A 20,964-nucleotide genomic window follows, 5' to 3' on the forward strand; every position below is an offset into this window, starting at 1 on the left:
ATAATTTACCCCAACTTTTGATAAAAAACAACAAAAATTAAGACAAAATAAAATAGCCTGATAATAATCAGACTATTTTGCAGCCTTCCTTTGTCGGATGGCAAAGGAAAACTTTATCATATTTTTCTTTTAATGCGTCAACGCACTTTTTAGCCTTGCGTTCGGAATTATAGACTGCAAAAACAGCCGAACCCGAACCCGACATACTTGCTCCAAGTGCTTTGCGCTTGTACATAATTCTTTTAATATCATTCACTTCTTCAAGCTTTAATGCAAGCTCAAAATCATTGAATAAAGTAGATGTAATTCTGAACATATCACGGCTGAAAAGTGACTTTATCATTTCATCTGTATAAGGTGGGTGCGGATTTAACGCATCCACTTTTTTATATGCCTCGGCCGTGGAAACACTTATATTATCAGGTTTGCAGATAACAATATGCGATGCCAAAAAATTAGGCATTTTTTGAAGTTTTGTACCGATTCCCGTAGCATACTTTGTGCCGCCCACAAGGCAGAACGGAACATCCGCTCCTATTTTTTCAGCAATTTCGTGCAATTCATCGGGCTTTAAAAATGCGTCAAACATCTTATTAAGTCCCATAAGAACAGCCGCACCGTCTGTACTTCCTCCTGCAAGTCCCGCTTGAGTAGGAATAACCTTATCAATATTTATATGTACGCCCTGTCCTTCGTTACGGGTAGCAATAAAAAATCTTTCCGCCGCTTTGTAACAAATATTTTTTTCATCACAAGGGACGCCCTCATAATTACATGAAACGGTAATCTGACCGCTGTCATTATCGGTAACGGTAATTGTGTCATATAAATCAACACTTTGCATTATCGACAAAATATTGTGATAGCCGTCAGGTCGTTTGCCGGTGACATCAAGCGTAAGATTGATTTTTGCAGGTGCAAGAACCTTAATTTCCATTTTTCTGCTCCTCTATAAAGTCCCTGATACGCTGTAAAGCAGTTTTAAGATGGTTTAATGAATAAGAATAAGAAACTCTTACAAAACCCTCGCCGCATTCACCAAAGGCTGTTCCCGGAACCACTGCAACATGCTTGTCCATAATAAGCTTTGTACAGAAGTCCTCTGAAGTCATACCTGTGCTCTTAATACAAGGAAATACATAAAATGCACCGTAAGGCTCAAAACAAGTAAGTCCCATTGCGTTGAATGAATCAACAACAAGGCGGCGGCGCATATCATATTCATTGCGCATATTTACAACATCAGGATCTCCGTTGCGCAAAGCCTCAATAGCCGCATACTGTGCGGTTGTAGGCGCTGACATAATGCCATACTGATGCAGTTTTGTCATTTGTGCAATAATCGGAACAGGACCTAAAGCGTAACCGAGTCGCCAGCCTGTCATTGCATAAGACTTTGAAAAGCCGTTAATAACAACAGTACGCTCATACATTTCGTCAATAGCGGCAATAGAAATGTGGTTCTTTCCGCCGTATGTAAGCTCGCAGTAAATTTCATCCGAAAGCACAAACAAATCGTGCTTTTTAATTACCTCTGCAATAGCCTCAAGGTCAGCTTTCTCCATAATAGCGCCTGTTGGGTTATTAGGAAACGGCAAAACAACGAGCTTAGTTTTATCGGTAATTGCCTTTTCGAGGTCATCAGCTTTAAGTCTGAACTGATCCTCTGCCTTTGTATTAATTATAACTGCCTTACCGCCTGCCATATGAGTAAGCGGTTCGTAACAAACAAAAGACGGCTCGGGAATAATTACCTCGTCACCCTCTGAAACAAGACATCTGAAAGCAAGGTCAATAGCCTCACTGCCGCCAACTGTAACAAGCACCTGAGTTTTGCCCTCATATGATATATTAAAGCGTCTTGCATAATAATTGGCAATTTCTTCTCTAAGCTGTGCGAAACCACGGTTCGGTGAATACCAAGTCTTGCCGTTTTTAAGAGAATTTATACCCTCTTCACGGATATGCCACGGTGTCTGAAAATCAGGTTCACCGATACTCAAAGAGATAACATCGTCCATTTCGCTTGCAATATCAAAAAATTTACGAATACCCGACGGTTTTATTTCTTGTATAGAATTATTTAAAAATTTTGAATAGTCAATCACAGAATTAAACTCCTCTCATCCGACCCTTCAAAATCGATGAGATTCATTCCGCTGTCTTTGTAGCGACGCATAATGAAATGTGTGCCTGTTGAAAGCACTCCGTCGATTGTGGAGAGTTTTTTAGATACAAACATTGCGATATCCTGCATAGATTCGCCCTTAACTATCAGCGCAAAATCATATGTACCCGCCATAAGGTAAACAGAATCTACCTCGTCAAACGCCATACACATCTTCGCCATTTCGTCAAAGCCTGCATCTTTTTTAGGAGTAACCTTTAGCTCAATAAGTGCCTCAACATAGTTTTCTTTGGTATTCTCCCAGTTTACAACTGCCTGATATCCCTTGATAATGCCCTGAGTTTCGTATTCCTTTATTTGAGCCTTGATGTAATCTTCCGGCTCACCGAGCATTGTCGCTATCTCGGCTGTGGTAAAGCCTGAGTTTGTACTTAAAAGCTGTAGTAATCTATCCATAATAAATCCTCCCCTGTGAATTTATACTTTTCCCGACAAAAATCGGGTACTTAATAATTATACCGCCTGTCTGACGGGATTGTCAACTGTATTGAGCATATTTATACAAACCGCAACAGATATTGATAACAGTTCATTTGACGGCGAATACACATCGAGTTCATAACTTTCCGTACTCGAAAATACTCTCTTTTGCACTGCAATAACCGTATTGTCAACATCATGTACGGAAAAACTTTTTTGCGCTATATTTCCGCAAATTTTCCAATTTACACCGGAGCAAATACAAACAAGTTCATTGCGGTTTACGCCCATTAAAATGCGCATTTTTTTACCGTCTGCGTTTATATTGCAGGCAATAATGTTTGACACCGACAAGCATCTTATCTTAACAAAAATTTCGTCAGCACTGTGAATAATAATTTTTCGGCTTCGTTTGCTTTTTGAAAATTCAGCAAGATATTTTTCTATGCCCGTTTCGTCATAAATTTCAAAAGCGCCAAAATCCGCACAAACATCTCTTTTAATAAAATATTTCACAAAAAGCCCCCTTGAATTTCAGATTTACTGATTTTCAAGCTCATCAAGCCAAATTCTTACGCTTGCGTCACTTGGCATTCTCCAGTCCGAACGAGGAGAAAGCGTTACCGAGCCTACCTTTGGGCCGTCAGGCAAACAACTGCGCTTAAACTGTTGAGAGAAAAATCTCTTTAAAAATGTAACAAGCCATTTTTTAATTGTATCGTTATTGTACTTTCCCGCAAAGGAATGCCTTGCAAGATAATATATTTTTGACGGAGTAAATCCAAAACGCACAAAGTAATAAAGGAAAAAGTCGTGCAATTCATAAGGACCGACCACATCTTCGGTTTTCTGTGCGATTTCTCCGTTTTTATCAGGCGGCAAAAGCTCCGGACTTACAGGTGTATCAAGCACATCAAGCAAAACCGTTTTTAATTCTCCGTCACTGATTTCAGCCTCGTACGCTGTAAGGTAACGGACGAGTGTTTTAGGAATAGAAACATTCACCGCATACATACTCATATGGTCGCCGTTGTAGGTTGCCCAACCAAGCGCAAGTTCCGACAAATCGCCCGTACCGATTACAAGACCGCCGTACTTATTTGAAAGGTTCATCAGAATTTTAGTACGCTCTCTCGCCTGTGAATTTTCATAGGTAATGTCTGTTACACTTTCATCGTGCTTAATATCTATAAAATGCTGTCTTACCGCTGCGGTAATATTAATTTCTTCAAAAGAAACATTATAAGCCTCTGCAAGTTTTTCGGCATTTGATTTGGTACGCTTTGTTGTACCGAAACAAGGCATTGTTACAGTGTGAATATTTTTTCTGTCAATACCGAGCATATCAAAAGCGTGAACGCAAACAATAAGCGCAAGTGTACTGTCAAGACCGCCCGAAAGTCCGAGCACAACATTCTTAATTCCTGTATGAGCAAGTCTGGTTGCAAGTCCTGTTGCCTGCATTGTTATAATTTCCTTGCATCTTCTGCTAAGGTCATCTTTTGCCGACGGTACAAACGGAGTCTGTTCAAATTTTCTTGAGAGCTTTGTATCAGTAAGCGGCATATCAAAATAAATTCTTCTGACATTTTCATTGTCGTAGCAGAATGTACTCATTCTTCTGCGCTCGCCCATAAGTTTTTGAACATCAATATCCGCATAAGTAATGCCTGTCGTAAAGCGCTCGCTTTCGCTCAACAAAGATGCGTTCTCACATATTATATTCTGTGCAGAATAAACTGTGTCTGTTGTGCTTTCCCCAAATCCTGAATCGGTATAAATGTATGCACAGCAAAGTTTGCCGCTCTGCATTCTCACAAGCGAGCGTCTGTATTCTGCTTTGCCTATGGTATCATCGGAGGTTGACGGATTGCAAATAACCGTTGCTCCCGATTTTGCAAGAGCTATTGACGGCGACTCCGCCACCCACAAATCCTCGCAAATTTCCACACCGAGGGTAAAGTCAGACATATTTTTATTTTGAAACAAAACCTTGTCACTCAAAACAGTTTTCCGACCTGCATACTCAATTTCAAAATCCGTATTTTTTCCGCTTGTATAATGTCTTGCCTCGTAAAATTCTGAATAATTCGGAATATTTGCCTTTGGCACAAGAGCGAGTAATTTGCCCTTAAAAATAACTGCCGCACAGTTGTAAAGAGCCTCTCTGAAAGCAACCGGAACGCCCACAACGGATATAATATCAAGATTTTTGGTTTCTTCAATTATTCTGTAAACCGAGCTTTCTGCTGTTTTAAGAAGAGTTTGCTGTAAAAACAAATCGCTGCAAGTATAGCCGGTTATGCATAATTCGGGAAAATTCACAAGTGCGGCACCCTCAATATTTGCCTCTTTTATTTGCGCAATTATTGCGTCGGTATTCTTTTTACAATCAGATACTCTGATAATAGGTGTAGCCGCCGCAACCTTTACAAATCCGTATTTCATTTATATCAATTCCTTTTCAGAAAAATAAAAACCGCAGGTAAACATACCTACGGTTATTATAGCCTAAAAATTGTAATTATACAAGTATCAAAGCAGACTTCTATGGAGTCTTTTTTGATGAAAAAGATAGCGTGTTTCAAGCATCGGTTCAAACTTAGCTATATAACAGCTTGTGTAACCCATTATCAGCCAGAACCACATTACCATAAACGATATATCGTAAAGCAGTGCCTTTTCAAATAACGCATAGAAAAGATATGCGCTTAAAAATGCGAACATACACGGATAAGCGTCATTTTTAAAGGTCTTTTTTTGCAGGAATAAATGTTGTGCGGCGTGTTTTGCAAAGCGGAAACCGAATATACCGAAAATAACAAATCCGAGCACACCTGTAGATACAAGTATAGTTAAAAATCCGTTGTGCAAATCATTGTTATGGTAAGTATATTTTAAAGTACCGTTTGCATATTCCTGACTGTAGAACACGATGTTTCCGTTACTTATTCCAAAGACAGGCGATATTTTGAACAAATCTAAAGATTCTCTATACAGCTTAAAACGACCGCTGTCAATATTGGAATTTTCGTGTTCAAATGTTATCGGCCCTTTGTCGGACGGCGCAGCGGTTTTATTATTGTCGGAATCATTTTGCTTTGGCTGTTCATCGGTATCCGACTGCTCTTTTTCTGTAATTTCATCAAGTAAAGAATAAGTCTTTGCCGTAACAACAGCAAATCCCTGCTGACAGATTTCCCTGAACATAAGTGAAGAACCCACAAGAAAAGTTCCTACAAGTACAAGCGCCACTATTCTCATCGTGACTTTTGCGGGAGAAAGTCCGTCTTTTGCAGCAAAAAACTGATATACAATATAAACTATCATATATGCAAGAATAAGTACCATAGACGCATTTGAATCGCAAAGCAAAAGCGAAAACAAGCTTGTACACACACAGGCAATTATCCATATTTTGCTGACTTTCCTTTGATTAACCGCATTTTGAAAATCAGGTTTACACAGAATATGACAGCAAAAAATTGCTACACAGGAAACAAAGCCAAGCAAATTAGGATTTATGTAAATACCCGTAAATCTGTTTTCGTATATTGTAAACTTAATCCAGTACCATTCAAACCTTATGTTAAACATAAGGCAGAAAATACCGATGAAGTTTGCAATTGTAGTAATATACACAATACCTCTTGCCACGGTATAAAGCTCGTTTTTGAAATCAAAATCAGGTTCTGTGTGCATACCGTAAAATATAAAAAAGCATATCAGTATATGTAAAAACATTAACGCACTGTAAAAAATAGTATAAGTAAAGTTTAGCAGCATGGTTAAAAGAGAAACCGCAAGGAATCCCCACACCCACAAGCCAAAGCGCAGTTTAAAAAATGTATTGTTTGTTTTTTGCTTATAATAGGTAAGCCATATGCCCCAGCAAAACAAAAATGCTACAAGAATATACGCAGGAATTTGTAAAAATGATACATTACAAAAAAACAGAGTAAAAATATAAACCTTTCTGTAACAAGAAAAGCTCTTTATTTTTTTCTTTAGCTCTTTCATTATACACCCCCTGTTACCTAAGTACCTCTTTAACTGTTTTAAACATAAGTTTTATGTCGGACAAAAAGCCGAAATTTTCAAGATACATAAGATTATACTTCATTTTTTCGGGTAAAATAGTTTCAACATAAACCTTATCCGCATCTTCGACATTTTGTAAAAGTTTTTCCTCGTCTTTATACATAATAGAAGCAAGCGAGGTTATTCCCGCAGGCATAAGCAAGGTTGCATTGTATTCGTCTTTGTACATATCCACATACTTCTGTACTTCCGGACGAGTACCGACAAAGGTCATTGAGCCTGCAAGTACATTAAAAATCTGCGGGAGTTCGTCAAGACGATATTTTCTTAAGATTCTGCCCACCTTAGTTACTCTGGCATCTCCACTTGTTGTTACAAGTGTGCCAATACGGTCGGCATTTTGCACCATAGTACGAAATTTAAAAATCTTAAATACCCTGCCATAAGAAGTAACTCTCTCCTGCCTGTAAAAAACAGGGCCTTTCGAGGTTGCTTTAACTATTACGGCAATAACCGCAATCGGTATTATAAGAATAACCAGAATAATAAGGGAGAAGATAATATCCGTAATCCTTTTTAATACAAGAGAAAAAGACTTTTTGGCAATAATATCGTAATAATGCTTTACCTCATCATTTTGAAACTTAGGAGGTAATTTTTCAAAAGCTCTCATAGTTCCACCCTTCATTAGAGTAATTTTGCCGTAAAATTAAAATATCGCTTATATAAGCACAATAATCTGTTTAAAGACAGCATTATTTAGCATTATATATCTTTTGAAAAGTTTTTTCAAGCGTAATTATAACTATGATAATACAAATAAGTTTGATTTTAACTGAACACTTTTTACATACAGTAAAAATCGGCGACTGAGAAGTCGCCGGTTTTTAGGTAATTTTATGGAGTACTCAAGCACATTGAAAGGGAGTTATTGTTTAATATATCTATAATATATCATACTAATTGTAATTTTTCAATACTTTTATCAATATTTATGCAAAAAAAATATATATTTTAATTAAATACGAATAATGCTTGACTAATCGCTTAAAAAATTGTAAAATAATCTTGAACAATTAAAACAGCAATGGGTAATTATTTTTTATAATTCTTTTAAATTTGGTTTTATAATATAAATGCTGTTTTTATTTGCTAAGTGCAAACGAAAGGATATATTTTTATGGATAACGAATTTAATGTAGATCTTATTACTTTAATCAGTGATGAGGGCGAAGAAATAGAATTTGAAATTCTTGATATTATTGAAAATGAAGAAGGTAAGTTCTATGTACTCTTCCCTTACTATGAGAACCCGGCAGACGCTGTAAACGATCCCGGCGAATACTATATTATGGAAGTATTTGAAAAAGACGGTGAAGAAGAGCTTGCCGAAATCGAAGACGATGAAAAACTCGACAGAATCGCTGCTATTTTTGAAGAAAACTATTACAATGATGACGAGGAAGACGAAGAAGAGTAATTTTTCTCTTTCTGTCATATAATATCAGTAATGGCAATTTGACAAATTCCCTGCCTGATGCGTGAATGATTTTAAAATAACCCTACAACTCTTAAATCGGGAGCCCGGCTCTTTAATCGGTGTGCAGACCTCCCGCTTTGGCGGAAGAAGGAAGCCTAATGTTTAAAGGAGAGCACCCACCTGCTTTCTCGTAGGCAGGTTATTATAAAAATCATACGGTCAGGCGGGGTTATTTTGTTTTTTTATTTAATATTATTACATATTAAAAGCAGACTTTGCCTGCATTTGTGCCGATAAGGCCTTTTGCGGGCTGCGTTTATATTATTAAAAAAATAAATTTCAGGTGATTATAAATGAATATTTCTGTTTTGGGTTGCGGTCGCTGGGGCAGCTGCATTGCCTGGTATCTTGATAAGATAGGCAACAATGTAATTTCCTGCGGACTTGCCGACGCTCCCGAATTTATACAGTTAAGCACAACACATAAAAACGACTACCTTACTTTTCCCGAATCAATAGAGGTTACTTCTGACCTTGCAAAGGCGGTCAATCACGCAGAAGTAATTGTTATTTCTATTTCATCTCAACATTTGCGTTCATATATGCAGAGCATCGCTCAAAACAATCTTGACGGCAAAACTATTGTGCTTTGTATGAAAGGTGTTGAGGCAGCAACGGGTCAAAGACTCAGCCAAGTTGTCGGTGACTTTGTTGACGAAGAAAAAACACCTATTGCCGTATGGGTAGGCCCGGGACATCCGCAGGATTATGTAAAGGGTATTCCAAACTGTATGGTAATCGACAGCAAAAATCACGAAATAAAAGAAAAGCTTGTAAACAGTTTTTCAAGCTCACTCATAAGATTTTATGTCGGCACAGACCTTATCGGAAGCGAAATCGGTGCGGCCGCTAAAAATGTTATCGGCATTGCCGCAGGTATGCTTGACGGCTTTGGCTATGCGTCATTAAAAGGTGCGCTTATGGCAAGAGGCACACGAGAGATTGCAAGACTTATAAAAGCTCTCGGCGGCAATGAAATGAGCGCCTACGGACTTTGTCATCTCGGCGACTATGAGGCAACTTTATTCTCAAAATGGAGTCATAACCGCAGTTACGGTGAAAATTATGTAAAAGGTATTAAATTTGAAAAACTTGCCGAGGGTGTTATGACATCAAAAGCATTGTGCAAACTCGGCAAAGAAAATAATGTTGAGCTTCCGATTGTCGAAAGCGTTTACAGCGTTTTGTTTGACAATGTAGACCCTAAAGACGCACTCGGAAAGCTCTTTATGCGCTCTGTAAAAAAAGAATTTTAACAGGAAGGTGCAAAAATGAGCAATAACCCAACTAATCAAGAAAAAAACAAAGAGCCTAAGCAAAAGGCTCAAACCACGGTTAAAACTGCTGTTGCAAAGCATTGCCTTACCGAAAGCATAGCGGTGAATATAATATGCGGACTGCTGTTTTTAGTTTTTGGCTACATTGCAATAATGAGTATATTTCAGACCTGCGTTATTGACCCTGCAAACTACAGCTCCGAAGTTATTTTGTTTCAAGACGATTTATTTGTAATAAATATATTCTGCCTTGTGATATTTACAGCTTTGCTTTTTAAGATTAATAAGCATACCGCATTTTTCGCCAAAGTAAATATGAAATTTATGGAGGCAGGCTTGTTTGCTTTTTCTGCAATCATCGGACTTGTATGGATATTCTCTGTACAATCAATTCCTGCGGCAGACAGTTACAATATTTACGAAACCGCCTCACAAACGGCACAAGGCAATTATGCATATTTACATAACGGTTCCGATTTTTATAACAAGGATTTCTACAGCGGATTCTCATACTACAATTGTTATCCGTTCCAACTCGGCTTTGTGCTTATAAGCGAAATCGTTTACAGAATTTTCGGTACAGACAGCACAATGCCTCTACAAGTTATAAATGTACTTTGCGTTGCGGCGGCATATCTTGGCATTGCAAAAATCACAAAGCAGATTTTCGGCAGAAACAAAATTGAATTTATAGTAATTCTCGCACTTGCCGGCTGTATTCAGCCTGTACTTTTCTGCACATTCGTATACGGCAACATAATCGGTATGTGCTGTGCAATATGGGCGTCACACTTCCTAATCAAATATTTCCAAACCGATAAATATCTTGTGCTTATCCCTTGCGGAGTTCTGCTCGTTGTATCGGCACTTGCAAAGTACAACAACTTAATTTACCTTGTTGCCTTTGTAATTATGCTTATCATTCACACCGTAAAGGCTAAAAAATGGCAGAGTATCGCATTTGCACTTGCTCTCTGTATTGCCGTTGTCGGTACAAGTAATCTTGTAATCAAAAGCTACGCATCAAGAGCAAACACCGAACTTAAGGGCGGTGTTTCACAGGTACTTTATCTTGATATGGGACTTAACGAATCCTATATGGCTCCCGGTTGGTACAACAATATCGCACTAAGTCTTTATACAAGCAACAATTGTGATATTGATGCCGCAGAATCGCAAGCATGGTCAGATATTAACAGCCGTCTTAATAAAATGAAAAACGATTCCGAATATGCAATTAATTTCTTTGGCAACAAAATTTTAAGTCAGTGGAATGAACCGTCATACGAAAGCATTTGGGTAAGCAAGGTTAAAGGACACGATGTTGATGTACAGGAGGGTCTTGGCAAGGCTGTTTATGACGGCAGTACAGGACAGTTCCTTGAATTGTACTTTAACTTCTATATGATGGCAGTGTTTATACTCTTTACACTCGGCATTTACTTTATGTTCCTGTATAAAAAGACAAACATTTCTACGGTATTGCTGCCGCTTGTATTGCTCGGAGGATTCGGCTATCACTTGCTTTTCGAAGGAAAATCGCAGTATATACTGACATACATTGTTCTTCTCCTCCCCTATGCCGCATATGCGCTCTGCACAATTCTTGAAAGCGAATATACAGGCATAAAGAAAGTAGTAAACAGCTTAAAAGAAATCCCCGACAAACAACCGAAAGGCTTTAAAGATACCAAACTTTACGGCAAAATCTTCAAAAGAAAATCTAAATAATACGAAAAAATGCAGTCGGTTTTGACTGCATTTTTGTTATACAAAAAGCCTGCGAAAATCGCAGGCTTTCAATGTTATATAAATATTCTGTTACCGAATTATAATTACATAAGACTCTTATAAAGTTCGGCAATTTCTTCTACGCTGGTATCTCTTGGGTTGCCGGGACGGCAAGCGTCATCATATGCCGACTGTGCAAGGAACGGTACATCTTCAGGTTTGACAATTTCTTTTAAATCCGCAGGAATACCTACATCTTGAGAAAGTTTTTTAACTGCGTCAACTGCTGCCTTGCGGTATTCATCAACAGTCATATTCTCTGTACCATCTACACCCATTGCGGCGGCAATGTATTTGTACTTATCACCTGTGGCAGGAGCGTTATACTCCATAACTGTCGGAAGAATAATGGCATTTGCAACACCGTGCGGTGTGTCGTACAAAGCGCCGAGCGGATGAGCCATTGAGTGAACTATACCAAGTCCGACATTTGAGAATCCCATACCTGCAACATACTGACCGAGAGCCATTCCCTCTCTGCCCTCCGGTGTGTTATCCACTGCGCCACGCAAAGACTTTGAAATAATTTCAATTGCCTTTAAATGGAACATATCGGAAAGTGCCCATGCACCCTTTGTTATGTAGCCCTCAATTGCGTGCGTAAGTGCGTCCATACCTGTTGCGGCGGTAAGACCTTTTGGCATAGTTGACATCATATCAGGGTCAACTACTGCAACTACAGGAATATCGTGAACATCAACGCATACCATTTTTCTGTTCTTTTCAACATCTGTAATTACATAGTTAATTGTAACTTCAGCGGCTGTACCTGCCGTTGTAGGAACTGCGATAATCGGCACTGCTTTGTTCTTTGTGGGTGCAACACCCTCAAGCGAGCGAACATCCGCAAATTCGGGATTATTAATAATTATGCCGACTGCCTTTGCCGTATCCATTGAAGAACCTCCGCCGATTGCAACAATACAATCTGCTCCGCTCTCTTTAAATACTTCAACACCGTGCTGAACATTCTGTATGGTAGGATTAGGTTTGATGTCTGAATATAAAGTATATTCAATGCCCGCATTTTCAAGCACATCCGTAACTTTTTTTGTAACTCCGAATTTTACAAGGTCGGGGTCAGACGCTACAAGCACCTTCTTAAAACCTCTTCCCTTAATTTCTTCAGGGATAGAATTGATTGCACCTGCACCGTGATAAGAAGTTTCGTTTAATACAAATCTATTCATATATTTTTCATCCTTTGCTAAAAAATTTTTGTAGCTTTATTATATAACATATTTACTAAAAAATCAAGATTGTTATATAAATTCTATTATTTTTATCTTAAAAAGCTAATAGACTTGTACTTTATAAAAATAATGCTATAATAAGTATAGATGATAATTTAGGAGTTGATATATATGTCAGTTGATATTTATTCTCAAGCAAAACAGGCTTGCGAAGAGCTTTGTAATGTTGCCAAACTTAAGGAAGGCAGTATAGTTGTAGTCGGCTGTTCTTCAAGTGAAGTTGCCGGAGGAACTATCGGCAAAAACTCTAATCTTGAGGTTGCCGAGCAGGTTTTCAAGGGTATTTATGAAGTGCTTACCGAAAAGAAAATCTATCTTGCCGCTCAATGCTGCGAACATCTGAACCGTGCAGTCATTGTAGAGCGTGATGCCGTTCCGTATGCTGAAATTGTAAATGTTGTTCCGCAACCAAAGGCAGGCGGTTCTTTTGCCACAACAGCATATAAAACATTTAAAAATCCTGTTGCTCTTGAAGAAATCAAGGCTGACGCAGGACTTGACATTGGCGGTACATTAATAGGTATGCACCTTAAAAAAGTAGCTGTTCCCGTAAGACTGAGCCTTGACCATATCGGCAACGCTATTTTACTTGCCGCAAGAACCAGACCGAAATTTATCGGCGGCTGCAGAGCGGTTTATGATGAAAATATGTAAATAATAACAAATAAAAAAGTTTACTCAATTTTTTCAAAAATTGCGGGTTTGGGCAGCGCCCATAAAATCTTCCGATACAACAATTTATCAGGCGCAAACAGCCACGCTGTTTGCGTGCTAAAACTAATTTTGTTAAAACAGGCGACAGACATTAAAAAACCTATATTTTATTATGAAATAACGAATTTCTTTTCTTATATTGCTATCGCTTTTAAAGGCTAACGCCGTTGCGTTCAAGCCGCCAAACAGCGAGCTGTTTGGCTATTGTTAGATTGCGTAAACGGAAAGTATTTGTGGGCTTTGCCCACACCCACGACCTTTGAAAAGGTCGACCAAACTTTTATAATTACTTGCCGAAACAATTTGCTAAACCATAATTTGCCCCAACTTTTGACAAAGAACCACAAAAAAATAAGCACGATGCGTTTAATGCACCGTGCTTTTGTTTACCACTCAGTAACTTCTTTAATAAATATTTTATCTTTATATCTTCCGTTTTTATTAGCCTTGGCAAGTCTTAATCTGTCAAGTTCACCGTCTGTCATACCTCTTGCATTGGCAATGGCATAAACAACTTCAAGAATATCGGCAAGCGCCTCGGTATTTTTATCAATCTGATACTCTGTACACTCCTCTGAAAGCTTTAATTCAAGCATTTCAAGGTATCTTTCGTCAGAAAGAATTTCGGTTTCACACATCTGACCGTTTTCTTCAATGATCTTCGGAATTTTATCTCTCACAAGTTTATTATACTTCTTAATCATATACCACACCTCTTATCCGTTGAAAATCATATTAATATGTAATTATTATACACAACAGCAACAAAAAAGTCAATAAAAGGAGTATTTTGCAATACCCCAACTATTTAATTATACCACAATGCAAAATGCACTTCAATAGATTTTGATAAAATAAAAATATAAATATTTTTAATATTTATATTGACAAAGGTTGATTTATTCTGTATAATATAGACAAAGAAAAGGAACAAAAGGAGGTTTCTAATATGAAAGTAAAAGTCCATTACATAAGATATATCAGAGATTTCATGCGGAGCCTTCCCCCAAACAAACAATAACCTGATACATTAGAAAAGGTTATAATATCTCGTTTGTTTGTCGGGCAGCTGATAATTTCAATGTTATTAAACATATTATTAATTTAAATCAGACAAGGTTTCCGATTACTACCAATCAAACAATTGCATTCAAAGCGTACGAATACAAAAAAGAACTTCATATTTTTTATATAGATTGTCTGCGAAAGTAGTTGTTAGGTTATTATTCGTAAAAATGAGCTTTTGAGTAATCACAATTCTAAGGTAATCAGGTTTATCCGAGATTATGATTACAACTTAATATAATTTAAAATCTTGTTAATATGGTGGTCGTACCAATGTACAGATAAAATTTATCTAATAAAAATCTAAAGATTGGAGATAAGGCCGATGTACGAGGAAGTTTATATTTAGATATACTATAGTATAGGAGATAATTCCGATGTAAACTTTAACGATTTCTAAATTATACATAATTGGAGATGAGTCCGAAATTTAGTTTATAAAAAGCCGATAACATAAGTATTGTTACCGGGTAATGATGATAATAAATTAAAATTTCAATAAAAGCAATATCTACCGACAGAGAATACTCTGTCGGTAGATTTTTGTTTTGTGGCTTTATTAAGTTGCGTAAACTATTTACAGAACTGATAATATTTACTAAAAGCGCCGACCGATACAGTCTTTATGTATCGGTCGGCGCTATATTATAAAGTGTTTAACTATCCTTAAGCGGTTTTACCTGTATAGAGCTGATAATACTTACCCTTCTGCTCTATAAGTTGTTCATGTGTGCCCTTTTCTATAATTCTGCCGTGCTCAAGAACAATAATACAATCTGAATTTCTTACGGTTGAAAGTCTGTGAGCAATTACAAATGTTGTTCTGCCCTTCATCAGCTTATCCATACCGTCCTGTACAATCTTTTCTGTACGGGTATCAATTGAACTTGTTGCCTCATCAAGAATAAGTGCAGGCGGATTGGCAACTGCGGCTCTTGCGATTGCAAGCATCTGGCGTTGTCCCTGGCTAAGGTTTCCGCCGTCACCTGTAAGAACCGTATCGTATCCGTGCGGAAGCTTGCGGATAAAGCTGTCTGCGTTGGCAAGTTTAGCCGCCGCAATAACTTCTTCATCGGTAGCGTCAAGTCTGCCGTAACGGATATTTTCCATTACTGTATCTGTGAAAAGATGCGTTTCCTGCAATACAATACCGAGAGAGCGTCTTAAGTCAGCTTTCTTAATCTTATTGATATTTATGCCGTCATAACGGATTTTACCGTCCTGAATGTCATAAAATCTGTTGATAAGGTTTGTAATTGTAGTTTTGCCTGCACCTGTAGAACCTACAAACGCAATCTTCTGACCGGGTTTTGCATAAAGGTCAATGTTGTGCAAAACCATTTTATCATCGGTATAACCAAAGTCAACATCGTCCATTACAAGGTCACCCTTGAGCTGACGGTACTCTGTTGTGCCGTCCTCGCTGTGAGTATGTTTCCATGCCCACACACCTGTTCTCTCTTTAGACGGTTCGATTTTGCCGTCAACAATTTTTGCATTTACAAGATTTACATATCCGTCGTCCTCTTCAGGTTTTTCGTCAAGAAGTTTGAAAATTCTGTCTGCACCTGCAAGAGCCATAATAATGCTGTTGAGCTGCATACTGATTTGGTTAATTGGCTGACTGAAATTTTTGTTAAATGTCATAAAAGCAACAAGTCCGCCAAGTGTAAGTCCTGCAAAGTGATTAAACGCAAGCACACCGCCGACTATTGCGCAAAGCACATAGCTGATATTACCGAGCTGTGCATTGATAGGCATAAGAATATTTGCAAATTTATTTGCATTATATGCGCTGTCAAAAAGTTTGTCGTTGAGTTCGTTAAATTCTTCAACAGCCTTACCCTCGTGATTAAATACCTTTACAACTTTCTGACCGTTCATCATTTCTTCAATGTAGCCGTTTACCTTGCCGAGGTCATCCTGTTGAGCCGTAAAATATTTACTGCTCTTGCCGCCGATTTTGCCCGATACAATAAACATTACGGCAACCATAACAAGTGTAAGAAGTGTAAGCGGAATACTGATTGAAATCATACTTACAATTACAGATACGATTGTAATTGTACTTGAGAAAAGCTGAACCATACTCTGGCTAATCATCTGACGGAGAGTATCAATATCATTTGTATAAACCGACATAATATCGCCGTGAGAATGAGTATCGAAGAATTTAATCGGCAAACTCTCCATATGTGAGAAAATATCAATTCTCAAATTACGCATTGTACCCTGTGTTACATAAACCATAAGTTTTGAATACGCAAAAGTTGAAGCAGCACCGAGCAAGTAAAAACCTGCTACTCTTGCTATTGCGAAAAGCAAGGGAGTAAAATCAGGCGAACTTGTATTCATAAGCGGAGTGATGTAATCATCAATAAGCGACTGAATAAATAATGTACCCTGTACATTTGCAAGTACACTGACGATAATACATATAAACACGATTATCATATGAATTTTATAATTCTTAAAGGTATATCCTAAAATTCTTCCGAGAATTTTTCCCGGATTTTTAACCTTAGGTTTTGCACCCATCTGGCGTCTTCTGCCACCCATAGGACCCGGCATTACATCTCCCCCTTTGCGTCAAAGTCACCGCTGCCCTTAGTTTGGGCCTCATAAATTTCGGTGTAAATATCATTTTTATTCAAGAGTTCATCGTGTGAGCCTACGCCGCTGATTTTACCGTTATCAAGAACTATAATCTTATCGGCATTCTGAACACTTGAAATTCTCTGTGAAATAATAAGCTTTGTTGTATTAGGAATTTCCTCTGCAAAAGCCTTTCTTATCTTTGCATCCGTTGCTGTATCGACCGCACTTGTAGAGTCGTCAAGAATAAGAATTTTAGGCTTTTTAAGTAATGCTCTCGCAATACAGATACGCTGTTTCTGACCGCCCGATACATTAGTACCGCCACGCTCAATAAATGTATTATACTTTTCGGGGAATGTCTGAATAAAATCATCAGCGCACGCAAGTTTGCAGGCATTTACACATTCCTCTTCCGTTGCGTTTTCGTTACCCCAACGGAGGTTATCTAAAATTGTACCGCTGAAAAGTACATTTGACTGAAGAACTACAGATACCTCGTCACGGAGCTTTTCAAGGTCATACTCTTTAACATTTCTGCCGCCGACAAGAACTTCACCGCTTGTTACATCGTAAAGTCTGCCGATAAGGTTTACAAGACTTGTTTTAGAGCTGCCCGTACCGCCAAGGATACCGACTGTTTCGCCTGACTTAATCTTTAAGTTAATATCGTCAAGTACAGGTTCTGCGCCTGTTTCGTTATAACTGAAATATACATCTTTAAATTCAATACTGCCGTCAGGCACATTTTTAACAGGATTTTCGCCGTTTGTAAGGTTACTCTTCTCGTTGAGAACACCTGCTACACGCTTTGCACTTGCGGCACTCATAGTAATCATTACAAATACCATACCGAGCATCATAAGTGACATAAGAATGTTCATACAATATGTAAGCATACTTGTAAGCTCACCTGTTGTAAGTGTTGAACCGACAATCATATTTGCGCCAAACCAGCTTATTGCAATGATACAAGCATAAACGGTAAGCTGCATTATAGGCGTTACAGATACCATACAGTTTTCAGCCTTAACAAAAAGTTTGTAAAGGTTGTTTGCGGCTTTTGAGAATTTTTTGGTTTCGTGATCCTCACGAACAAAAGCCTTTACTACTCTGATACCGGATACATTCTCCTGAACGCTTGCGTTCAAATCATCGTACTTTTTAAATACCTGATTAAAGTATTTCATAGTAAATTTCATAAGGGAAGCAAGAACAATCGCAAGAAAAATAATTGCAACGAGGTACACACTTGCAAGTTTTGCGTTGATTATAAATGCCATAACCATTGCACAAATAAGGCTTGTCGGTGCACGCATACACATTCTGAGTATCATCTGATACGCATTTTGTAAGTTGGTTACATCGGTAGTAAGTCTTGTAACAAGACCTGCGGTTGAGTATTTATCAATGTTTGAAAACGAAAATGTCTGAATATTCGCAAACATTGAGCGGCGAAGATTTCGTGCAAAACCGGCTGATGCCTTTGCACCGAAGCTGCCGCCGAGAATACCGCAGATAAGTCCGCCGATAGCACAAAGAACCATTCCTCCTCCGACAAAGAGAATATGATTCATATCGCCTTTGTTGATACCGTCATCAATAATTGAGGCCATAAGAAGCGGGATAAGCGTTTCAAAAACAACCTCAAGTATCATAAAAACAGGCGTCAGTACAGATTCTTTTACAAATCCCTTAATCTGTTTTGATAAAGTTTTTATCATACTTTTTCTCCTTTACCATATTATTGTCCCGAAATGCCTGTCTTAAGTTTTCGTATTAAAAACAAAAAGGTTTGCTTTTCTTCGGGTGTAAAAATACTGTCAAATTCCTGCTCGTTAGATATAATTGCTTTATCTATCGAGCTTTTTATGCTCATTCCCTTTTCGGTAAGCACAATTTTTTTAAGTCTTGCATCATTTTCAACAGACTCTCTCTTTATGTACCCCTTTTTTTCCATAAGCTGTAAAATATTAGTTACGGATGAGCGTGAAATTGAAAACTCGCTTTCAAGATTTTTCTGGAAAATATCGTTGTCCTGATTATTGTAAAGATACGCGATTATCCAGCCGTGCATAATCGTTACCTTATCCACACCGTTTTTTGCCGCACTTTCAAGCATTTTCCTGTGCATAAGGTGGTTTACCGCCTTAATTTCGTGACCTATTGCGTCACATATATGGCAATCCTTTTCAAAATTTTTCTCTGTATCCGCATTTAATTTTTCGTCCTCCCCAAACATATCACACACTAAAAAACACCTCCGAATCGTAACTCAATATAAGTTCGGTATAAAACTGTTATATATTAAATTGTTTGATACCGAACTTTTATAACATTATAGTCTTTTTGTTTTTATTTGTCAAGAACTAATTTTAATTTTATGTAAGACAGCTTTACGCTGTCATTTTTTGTTGTAGCGCTGTAGCGTCATTTATATTAATTTTTCCGTTATCGTCTAAATCTGCCGAATATAACACAAATTTTTCTTCATCAGAACATTCTGTTTTAATAATATCCGCACTCAAATTCTGCACTGTTTTAACATCGTTATCGTTAATTTTACCGTCGGCATTTACATCGCACTCTTTCAGCATAAATCCTGTTCCCACAATCACAAAATCCGTATTGCCGTCATCAAGCATTTTTTGCACTACGGTTTTTTTAGCCTTAAAAGTGTATGCGCCTACCGTTGAAAACCTGAGTTTATTCTGTGAAATTTCATTTTTATAATTACTGAAAAACTCGTCCGACTTGCCGTTTACAATACCTTTTTTCTCAAGATATGCGTTAAGATTACCGATTATCTGTGTACAATATGCGGGGTCTGCGGTTATTTTTTCCGTATCAATATCATTTGCAATATAAAACATTGATAAATAAAACATTATTTTCGGACTGCTTAAATCTAGACCGCAATATACAATTGCGTCTACAGTATCTTCGTCATTATAATTTTTCAGAGCGGTCCTTGAACATCCGTTCATAAGTGTAAAGTATTCTTTGGCATTTTCAAGTGAAAAATCTGCCTTTGAAGTTGCAGATACGCATATCATACCGGAAATCATTATTAAAACAGCAAGTGCCGTACAGGTAAATTTTTTTAACATAAAAAGCACCTCCTGAGTTAGTATAACTCAAAAAGGCGCTTTAACACACTTATTATTTACTTTTCCTTTTAACTTTCCGTTTTATCAGTGAAACTAACTTTTTAAATGAAAATTTCTTTATAGTGTCGTGATAAACATAATTTATTTCAGCACATATCATTAACAGCAGCATTAAAAAATACAGCAAAACCATTATGATAGCAAGACCTGTAATTACGCCGTAAACAGAAAAGCCATTAAAACTTTTTACATATATTGAGATTCCGAGAGCCAATACAAACCACGAAATTGTACACAAAACCGCACCCGGAAGTTGAGATTTAAAATTATATTCCTTTTTCTGCTCTTTGGAAATACACGGGAAATTCCTGTATATAGACGCAAAAGTAAAAGTCAGAATTAAAAATACAAGTAAATATCTTGATCTGAAAATTGCTGTAATTATGTTTGGCAAACTGCTTATAAACGGTTGGATCCAATCGTCAAGATATGAACCGAGAGCAATTATTACCAACGACGCAGACATTAATATAAAGAAAATAACAGTATAAAACATTGCACGAAAGCGCAAAACTATCCACATACGGTTTTCATATGCATCATAAACTCTGTTAAGTCCGTTAGTGATTGCATGTATTCCCTGCGATGCAGACCACAATGTAACCACAATTGAAACAAAAGAAATTCCGATAGTATTCTGATATGTTTCGGTTAAAAAATACTTTATCTGTGTAAGAAATACATCTGTAAATACACTTTGCAGCGCCTGTTCAATAAACGAAGTCGATATATGCAAGCCTTGCAGAATCGACAAACAAAACGCTAACAAAGGAACAGATGAAAGCACAATAAAAAAAGCAGACTGTCCGGCTATGGCAAAAATATTATCGTGAATACATTTGCTTATTATAGGATCATATTTTTTCATTATTTTATCATAAAAAGCAAAAGCTTTTTTTACTGCTTTCAT

The 20,964-nt window shown here is 37.5% G+C and carries 18 protein-coding genes and 1 other RNA gene; 5 read left to right on the forward strand and 14 right to left on the reverse strand.

Translation table 11 applies throughout. The features are described from left to right. Positions 1-67 precede the first annotated feature (67 nt). The 7 genes from ispE to H8R91_RS04975 form a co-directional block, all read right to left on the reverse strand. Complete coding sequence (gene ispE, locus H8R91_RS04945) at positions 68-937, reverse strand: 4-(cytidine 5'-diphospho)-2-C-methyl-D-erythritol kinase (RefSeq protein ID WP_186935124.1); 870 nt, start codon at positions 935-937, stop codon at positions 68-70. Further along, the gene (locus H8R91_RS04950; RefSeq protein WP_366477276.1) at positions 927-2,105 is read right to left on the reverse strand and encodes an aminotransferase class I/II-fold pyridoxal phosphate-dependent enzyme; all 1,179 of its coding nucleotides are present in this window, start codon (positions 2,103-2,105) and stop codon (positions 927-929) included. Before H8R91_RS04950 ends, ispE begins: the two co-directional genes overlap by 11 nt. Next, entirely contained in the window at positions 2,105-2,584 is a 480-nt protein-coding gene (locus tag H8R91_RS04955) for an Lrp/AsnC family transcriptional regulator (protein WP_022235051.1), read from the reverse strand. Before H8R91_RS04955 ends, H8R91_RS04950 begins: the two co-directional genes overlap by 1 nt. A 57-nt stretch (positions 2,585-2,641) precedes the next feature. Beyond that, the gene (locus H8R91_RS04960; RefSeq protein WP_186935125.1) at positions 2,642-3,124 is read right to left on the reverse strand and encodes an LURP-one-related family protein; all 483 of its coding nucleotides are present in this window, start codon (positions 3,122-3,124) and stop codon (positions 2,642-2,644) included. Between the two features lie 24 nt (positions 3,125-3,148). Then, complete coding sequence (locus H8R91_RS04965) at positions 3,149-5,056, reverse strand: NAD(+) synthase (protein WP_186935126.1); 1,908 nt, start codon at positions 5,054-5,056, stop codon at positions 3,149-3,151. Positions 5,057-5,143: 87 nt separating this feature from the next. Continuing rightward, a complete protein-coding gene (locus H8R91_RS04970) occupies positions 5,144-6,628 on the reverse strand; it encodes an O-antigen ligase family protein (RefSeq protein ID WP_186935127.1) in 1,485 nt (494 codons plus the stop codon). Positions 6,629-6,641: 13 nt separating this feature from the next. Continuing rightward, positions 6,642-7,322 (reverse strand): sugar transferase, encoded by a 681-nt coding sequence (locus H8R91_RS04975; RefSeq protein WP_022235047.1) that lies wholly within the window; start codon positions 7,320-7,322, stop codon positions 6,642-6,644. Positions 7,323-7,829: 507 nt separating this feature from the next. On the opposite strand from H8R91_RS04975, the gene H8R91_RS04980 reads away from it, so the two are divergent. The 4 genes from H8R91_RS04980 to H8R91_RS04995 all read left to right on the forward strand — a co-directional run bounded on the left by H8R91_RS04980 (position 7,830) and on the right by H8R91_RS04995 (position 11,197). After that, positions 7,830-8,129: a DUF1292 domain-containing protein gene (locus H8R91_RS04980; protein WP_022235046.1), complete on the forward strand. Its 300-nt coding sequence runs from the start codon at positions 7,830-7,832 to the stop codon at positions 8,127-8,129. Between the two features lie 44 nt (positions 8,130-8,173). Then, a non-coding RNA gene (ssrS, locus tag H8R91_RS04985) (6S RNA) lies at positions 8,174-8,363 on the forward strand. A gap of 119 nt (positions 8,364-8,482) precedes the next feature. Beyond that, entirely contained in the window at positions 8,483-9,445 is a 963-nt protein-coding gene (locus H8R91_RS04990; RefSeq protein WP_022235045.1) for an NAD(P)H-dependent glycerol-3-phosphate dehydrogenase, read from the forward strand. A gap of 15 nt (positions 9,446-9,460) precedes the next feature. Continuing rightward, positions 9,461-11,197: a glycosyltransferase family 39 protein gene (locus H8R91_RS04995; protein ID WP_186935128.1), complete on the forward strand. Its 1,737-nt coding sequence runs from the start codon at positions 9,461-9,463 to the stop codon at positions 11,195-11,197. Positions 11,198-11,301: 104 nt separating this feature from the next. Here the strand turns inward: H8R91_RS04995 and fucO are convergent, their stop codons facing one another. Next, positions 11,302-12,447, reverse strand: coding sequence for a lactaldehyde reductase (gene fucO, locus H8R91_RS05000; protein ID WP_186935129.1), 1,146 nt, complete (start codon positions 12,445-12,447; stop codon positions 11,302-11,304). A gap of 174 nt (positions 12,448-12,621) precedes the next feature. Between fucO and H8R91_RS05005 the strand changes: the two genes are divergently transcribed. After that, entirely contained in the window at positions 12,622-13,164 is a 543-nt protein-coding gene (locus H8R91_RS05005) for a TIGR01440 family protein (RefSeq protein ID WP_186935130.1), read from the forward strand. Between the two features lie 446 nt (positions 13,165-13,610). Here the strand turns inward: H8R91_RS05005 and H8R91_RS05010 are convergent, their stop codons facing one another. From H8R91_RS05010 to H8R91_RS05035, 6 genes are all read right to left on the reverse strand, one after another. Beyond that, positions 13,611-13,928, reverse strand: a complete 318-nt coding sequence (locus H8R91_RS05010; RefSeq protein WP_022233941.1) for a nucleoside triphosphate pyrophosphohydrolase — start codon at positions 13,926-13,928, stop codon at positions 13,611-13,613. 1,027 nt (positions 13,929-14,955) lie between these two features. Then, positions 14,956-16,860 carry an ABC transporter ATP-binding protein gene (locus H8R91_RS05015; RefSeq protein WP_186935131.1) on the reverse strand — a complete coding sequence of 635 codons (1,905 nt, stop codon included), beginning with the start codon at positions 16,858-16,860 and terminating at the stop codon, positions 14,956-14,958. Further along, positions 16,860-18,608 carry an ABC transporter ATP-binding protein gene (locus H8R91_RS05020; RefSeq protein ID WP_186935132.1) on the reverse strand — a complete coding sequence of 583 codons (1,749 nt, stop codon included), beginning with the start codon at positions 18,606-18,608 and terminating at the stop codon, positions 16,860-16,862. The genes H8R91_RS05015 and H8R91_RS05020 overlap by 1 nt, the downstream gene beginning before the upstream one ends. 20 nt (positions 18,609-18,628) lie before the next feature. Continuing rightward, positions 18,629-19,126, reverse strand: coding sequence for a MarR family winged helix-turn-helix transcriptional regulator (locus H8R91_RS05025; protein ID WP_243237763.1), 498 nt, complete (start codon positions 19,124-19,126; stop codon positions 18,629-18,631). A gap of 154 nt (positions 19,127-19,280) precedes the next feature. Continuing rightward, on the reverse strand, positions 19,281-19,994 hold the full coding sequence (locus H8R91_RS05030; protein ID WP_186935133.1) for a hypothetical protein: 714 nt from the start codon (positions 19,992-19,994) through the stop codon (positions 19,281-19,283). A gap of 52 nt (positions 19,995-20,046) precedes the next feature. Beyond that, on the reverse strand, positions 20,047-20,964 hold the full coding sequence (locus H8R91_RS05035) for a YihY/virulence factor BrkB family protein (RefSeq protein ID WP_022235285.1): 918 nt from the start codon (positions 20,962-20,964) through the stop codon (positions 20,047-20,049).

It is taken from the genome of Ruminococcus intestinalis (assembly GCF_014288065.1).
Taxonomy (GTDB): Bacteria; Bacillota; Clostridia; order Oscillospirales; family Acutalibacteraceae; genus Ruminococcoides; species Ruminococcoides intestinale_A.

Bases quoted from the DNA above. Each gene is read 5' to 3' on its own strand.
- ispE (WP_186935124.1), bottom strand. From the start codon at position 937: ATGGAAATTAAGGTTCTTGCACCTGCAAAAATCAATCTTACGCTTGAT.
- H8R91_RS04955 (WP_022235051.1), bottom strand. From the start codon at position 2,584: ATGGATAGATTACTACAGCTTTTAAGTACAAACTCAGGCTTTACCACA.
- H8R91_RS04965 (WP_186935126.1), bottom strand. From the start codon at position 5,056: ATGAAATACGGATTTGTAAAGGTTGCGGCGGCTACACCTATTATCAGA.
- H8R91_RS04970 (WP_186935127.1), bottom strand. From the start codon at position 6,628: ATGAAAGAGCTAAAGAAAAAAATAAAGAGCTTTTCTTGTTACAGAAAG.
- H8R91_RS04975 (WP_022235047.1), bottom strand. From the start codon at position 7,322: ATGAGAGCTTTTGAAAAATTACCTCCTAAGTTTCAAAATGATGAGGTA.
- H8R91_RS04980 (WP_022235046.1), top strand. From the start codon at position 7,830: ATGGATAACGAATTTAATGTAGATCTTATTACTTTAATCAGTGATGAG.
- H8R91_RS04990 (WP_022235045.1), top strand. From the start codon at position 8,483: ATGAATATTTCTGTTTTGGGTTGCGGTCGCTGGGGCAGCTGCATTGCC.
- H8R91_RS04995 (WP_186935128.1), top strand. From the start codon at position 9,461: ATGAGCAATAACCCAACTAATCAAGAAAAAAACAAAGAGCCTAAGCAA.
- fucO (WP_186935129.1), bottom strand. From the start codon at position 12,447: ATGAATAGATTTGTATTAAACGAAACTTCTTATCACGGTGCAGGTGCA.
- H8R91_RS05005 (WP_186935130.1), top strand. From the start codon at position 12,622: ATGTCAGTTGATATTTATTCTCAAGCAAAACAGGCTTGCGAAGAGCTT.
- H8R91_RS05010 (WP_022233941.1), bottom strand. From the start codon at position 13,928: ATGATTAAGAAGTATAATAAACTTGTGAGAGATAAAATTCCGAAGATC.
- H8R91_RS05015 (WP_186935131.1), bottom strand. From the start codon at position 16,860: ATGCCGGGTCCTATGGGTGGCAGAAGACGCCAGATGGGTGCAAAACCT.
- H8R91_RS05020 (WP_186935132.1), bottom strand. From the start codon at position 18,608: ATGATAAAAACTTTATCAAAACAGATTAAGGGATTTGTAAAAGAATCT.
- H8R91_RS05025 (WP_243237763.1), bottom strand. From the start codon at position 19,126: ATGTTTGGGGAGGACGAAAAATTAAATGCGGATACAGAGAAAAATTTT.
- H8R91_RS05030 (WP_186935133.1), bottom strand. From the start codon at position 19,994: ATGTTAAAAAAATTTACCTGTACGGCACTTGCTGTTTTAATAATGATT.
- H8R91_RS05035 (WP_022235285.1), bottom strand. From the start codon at position 20,964: ATGAAAGCAGTAAAAAAAGCTTTTGCTTTTTATGATAAAATAATGAAA.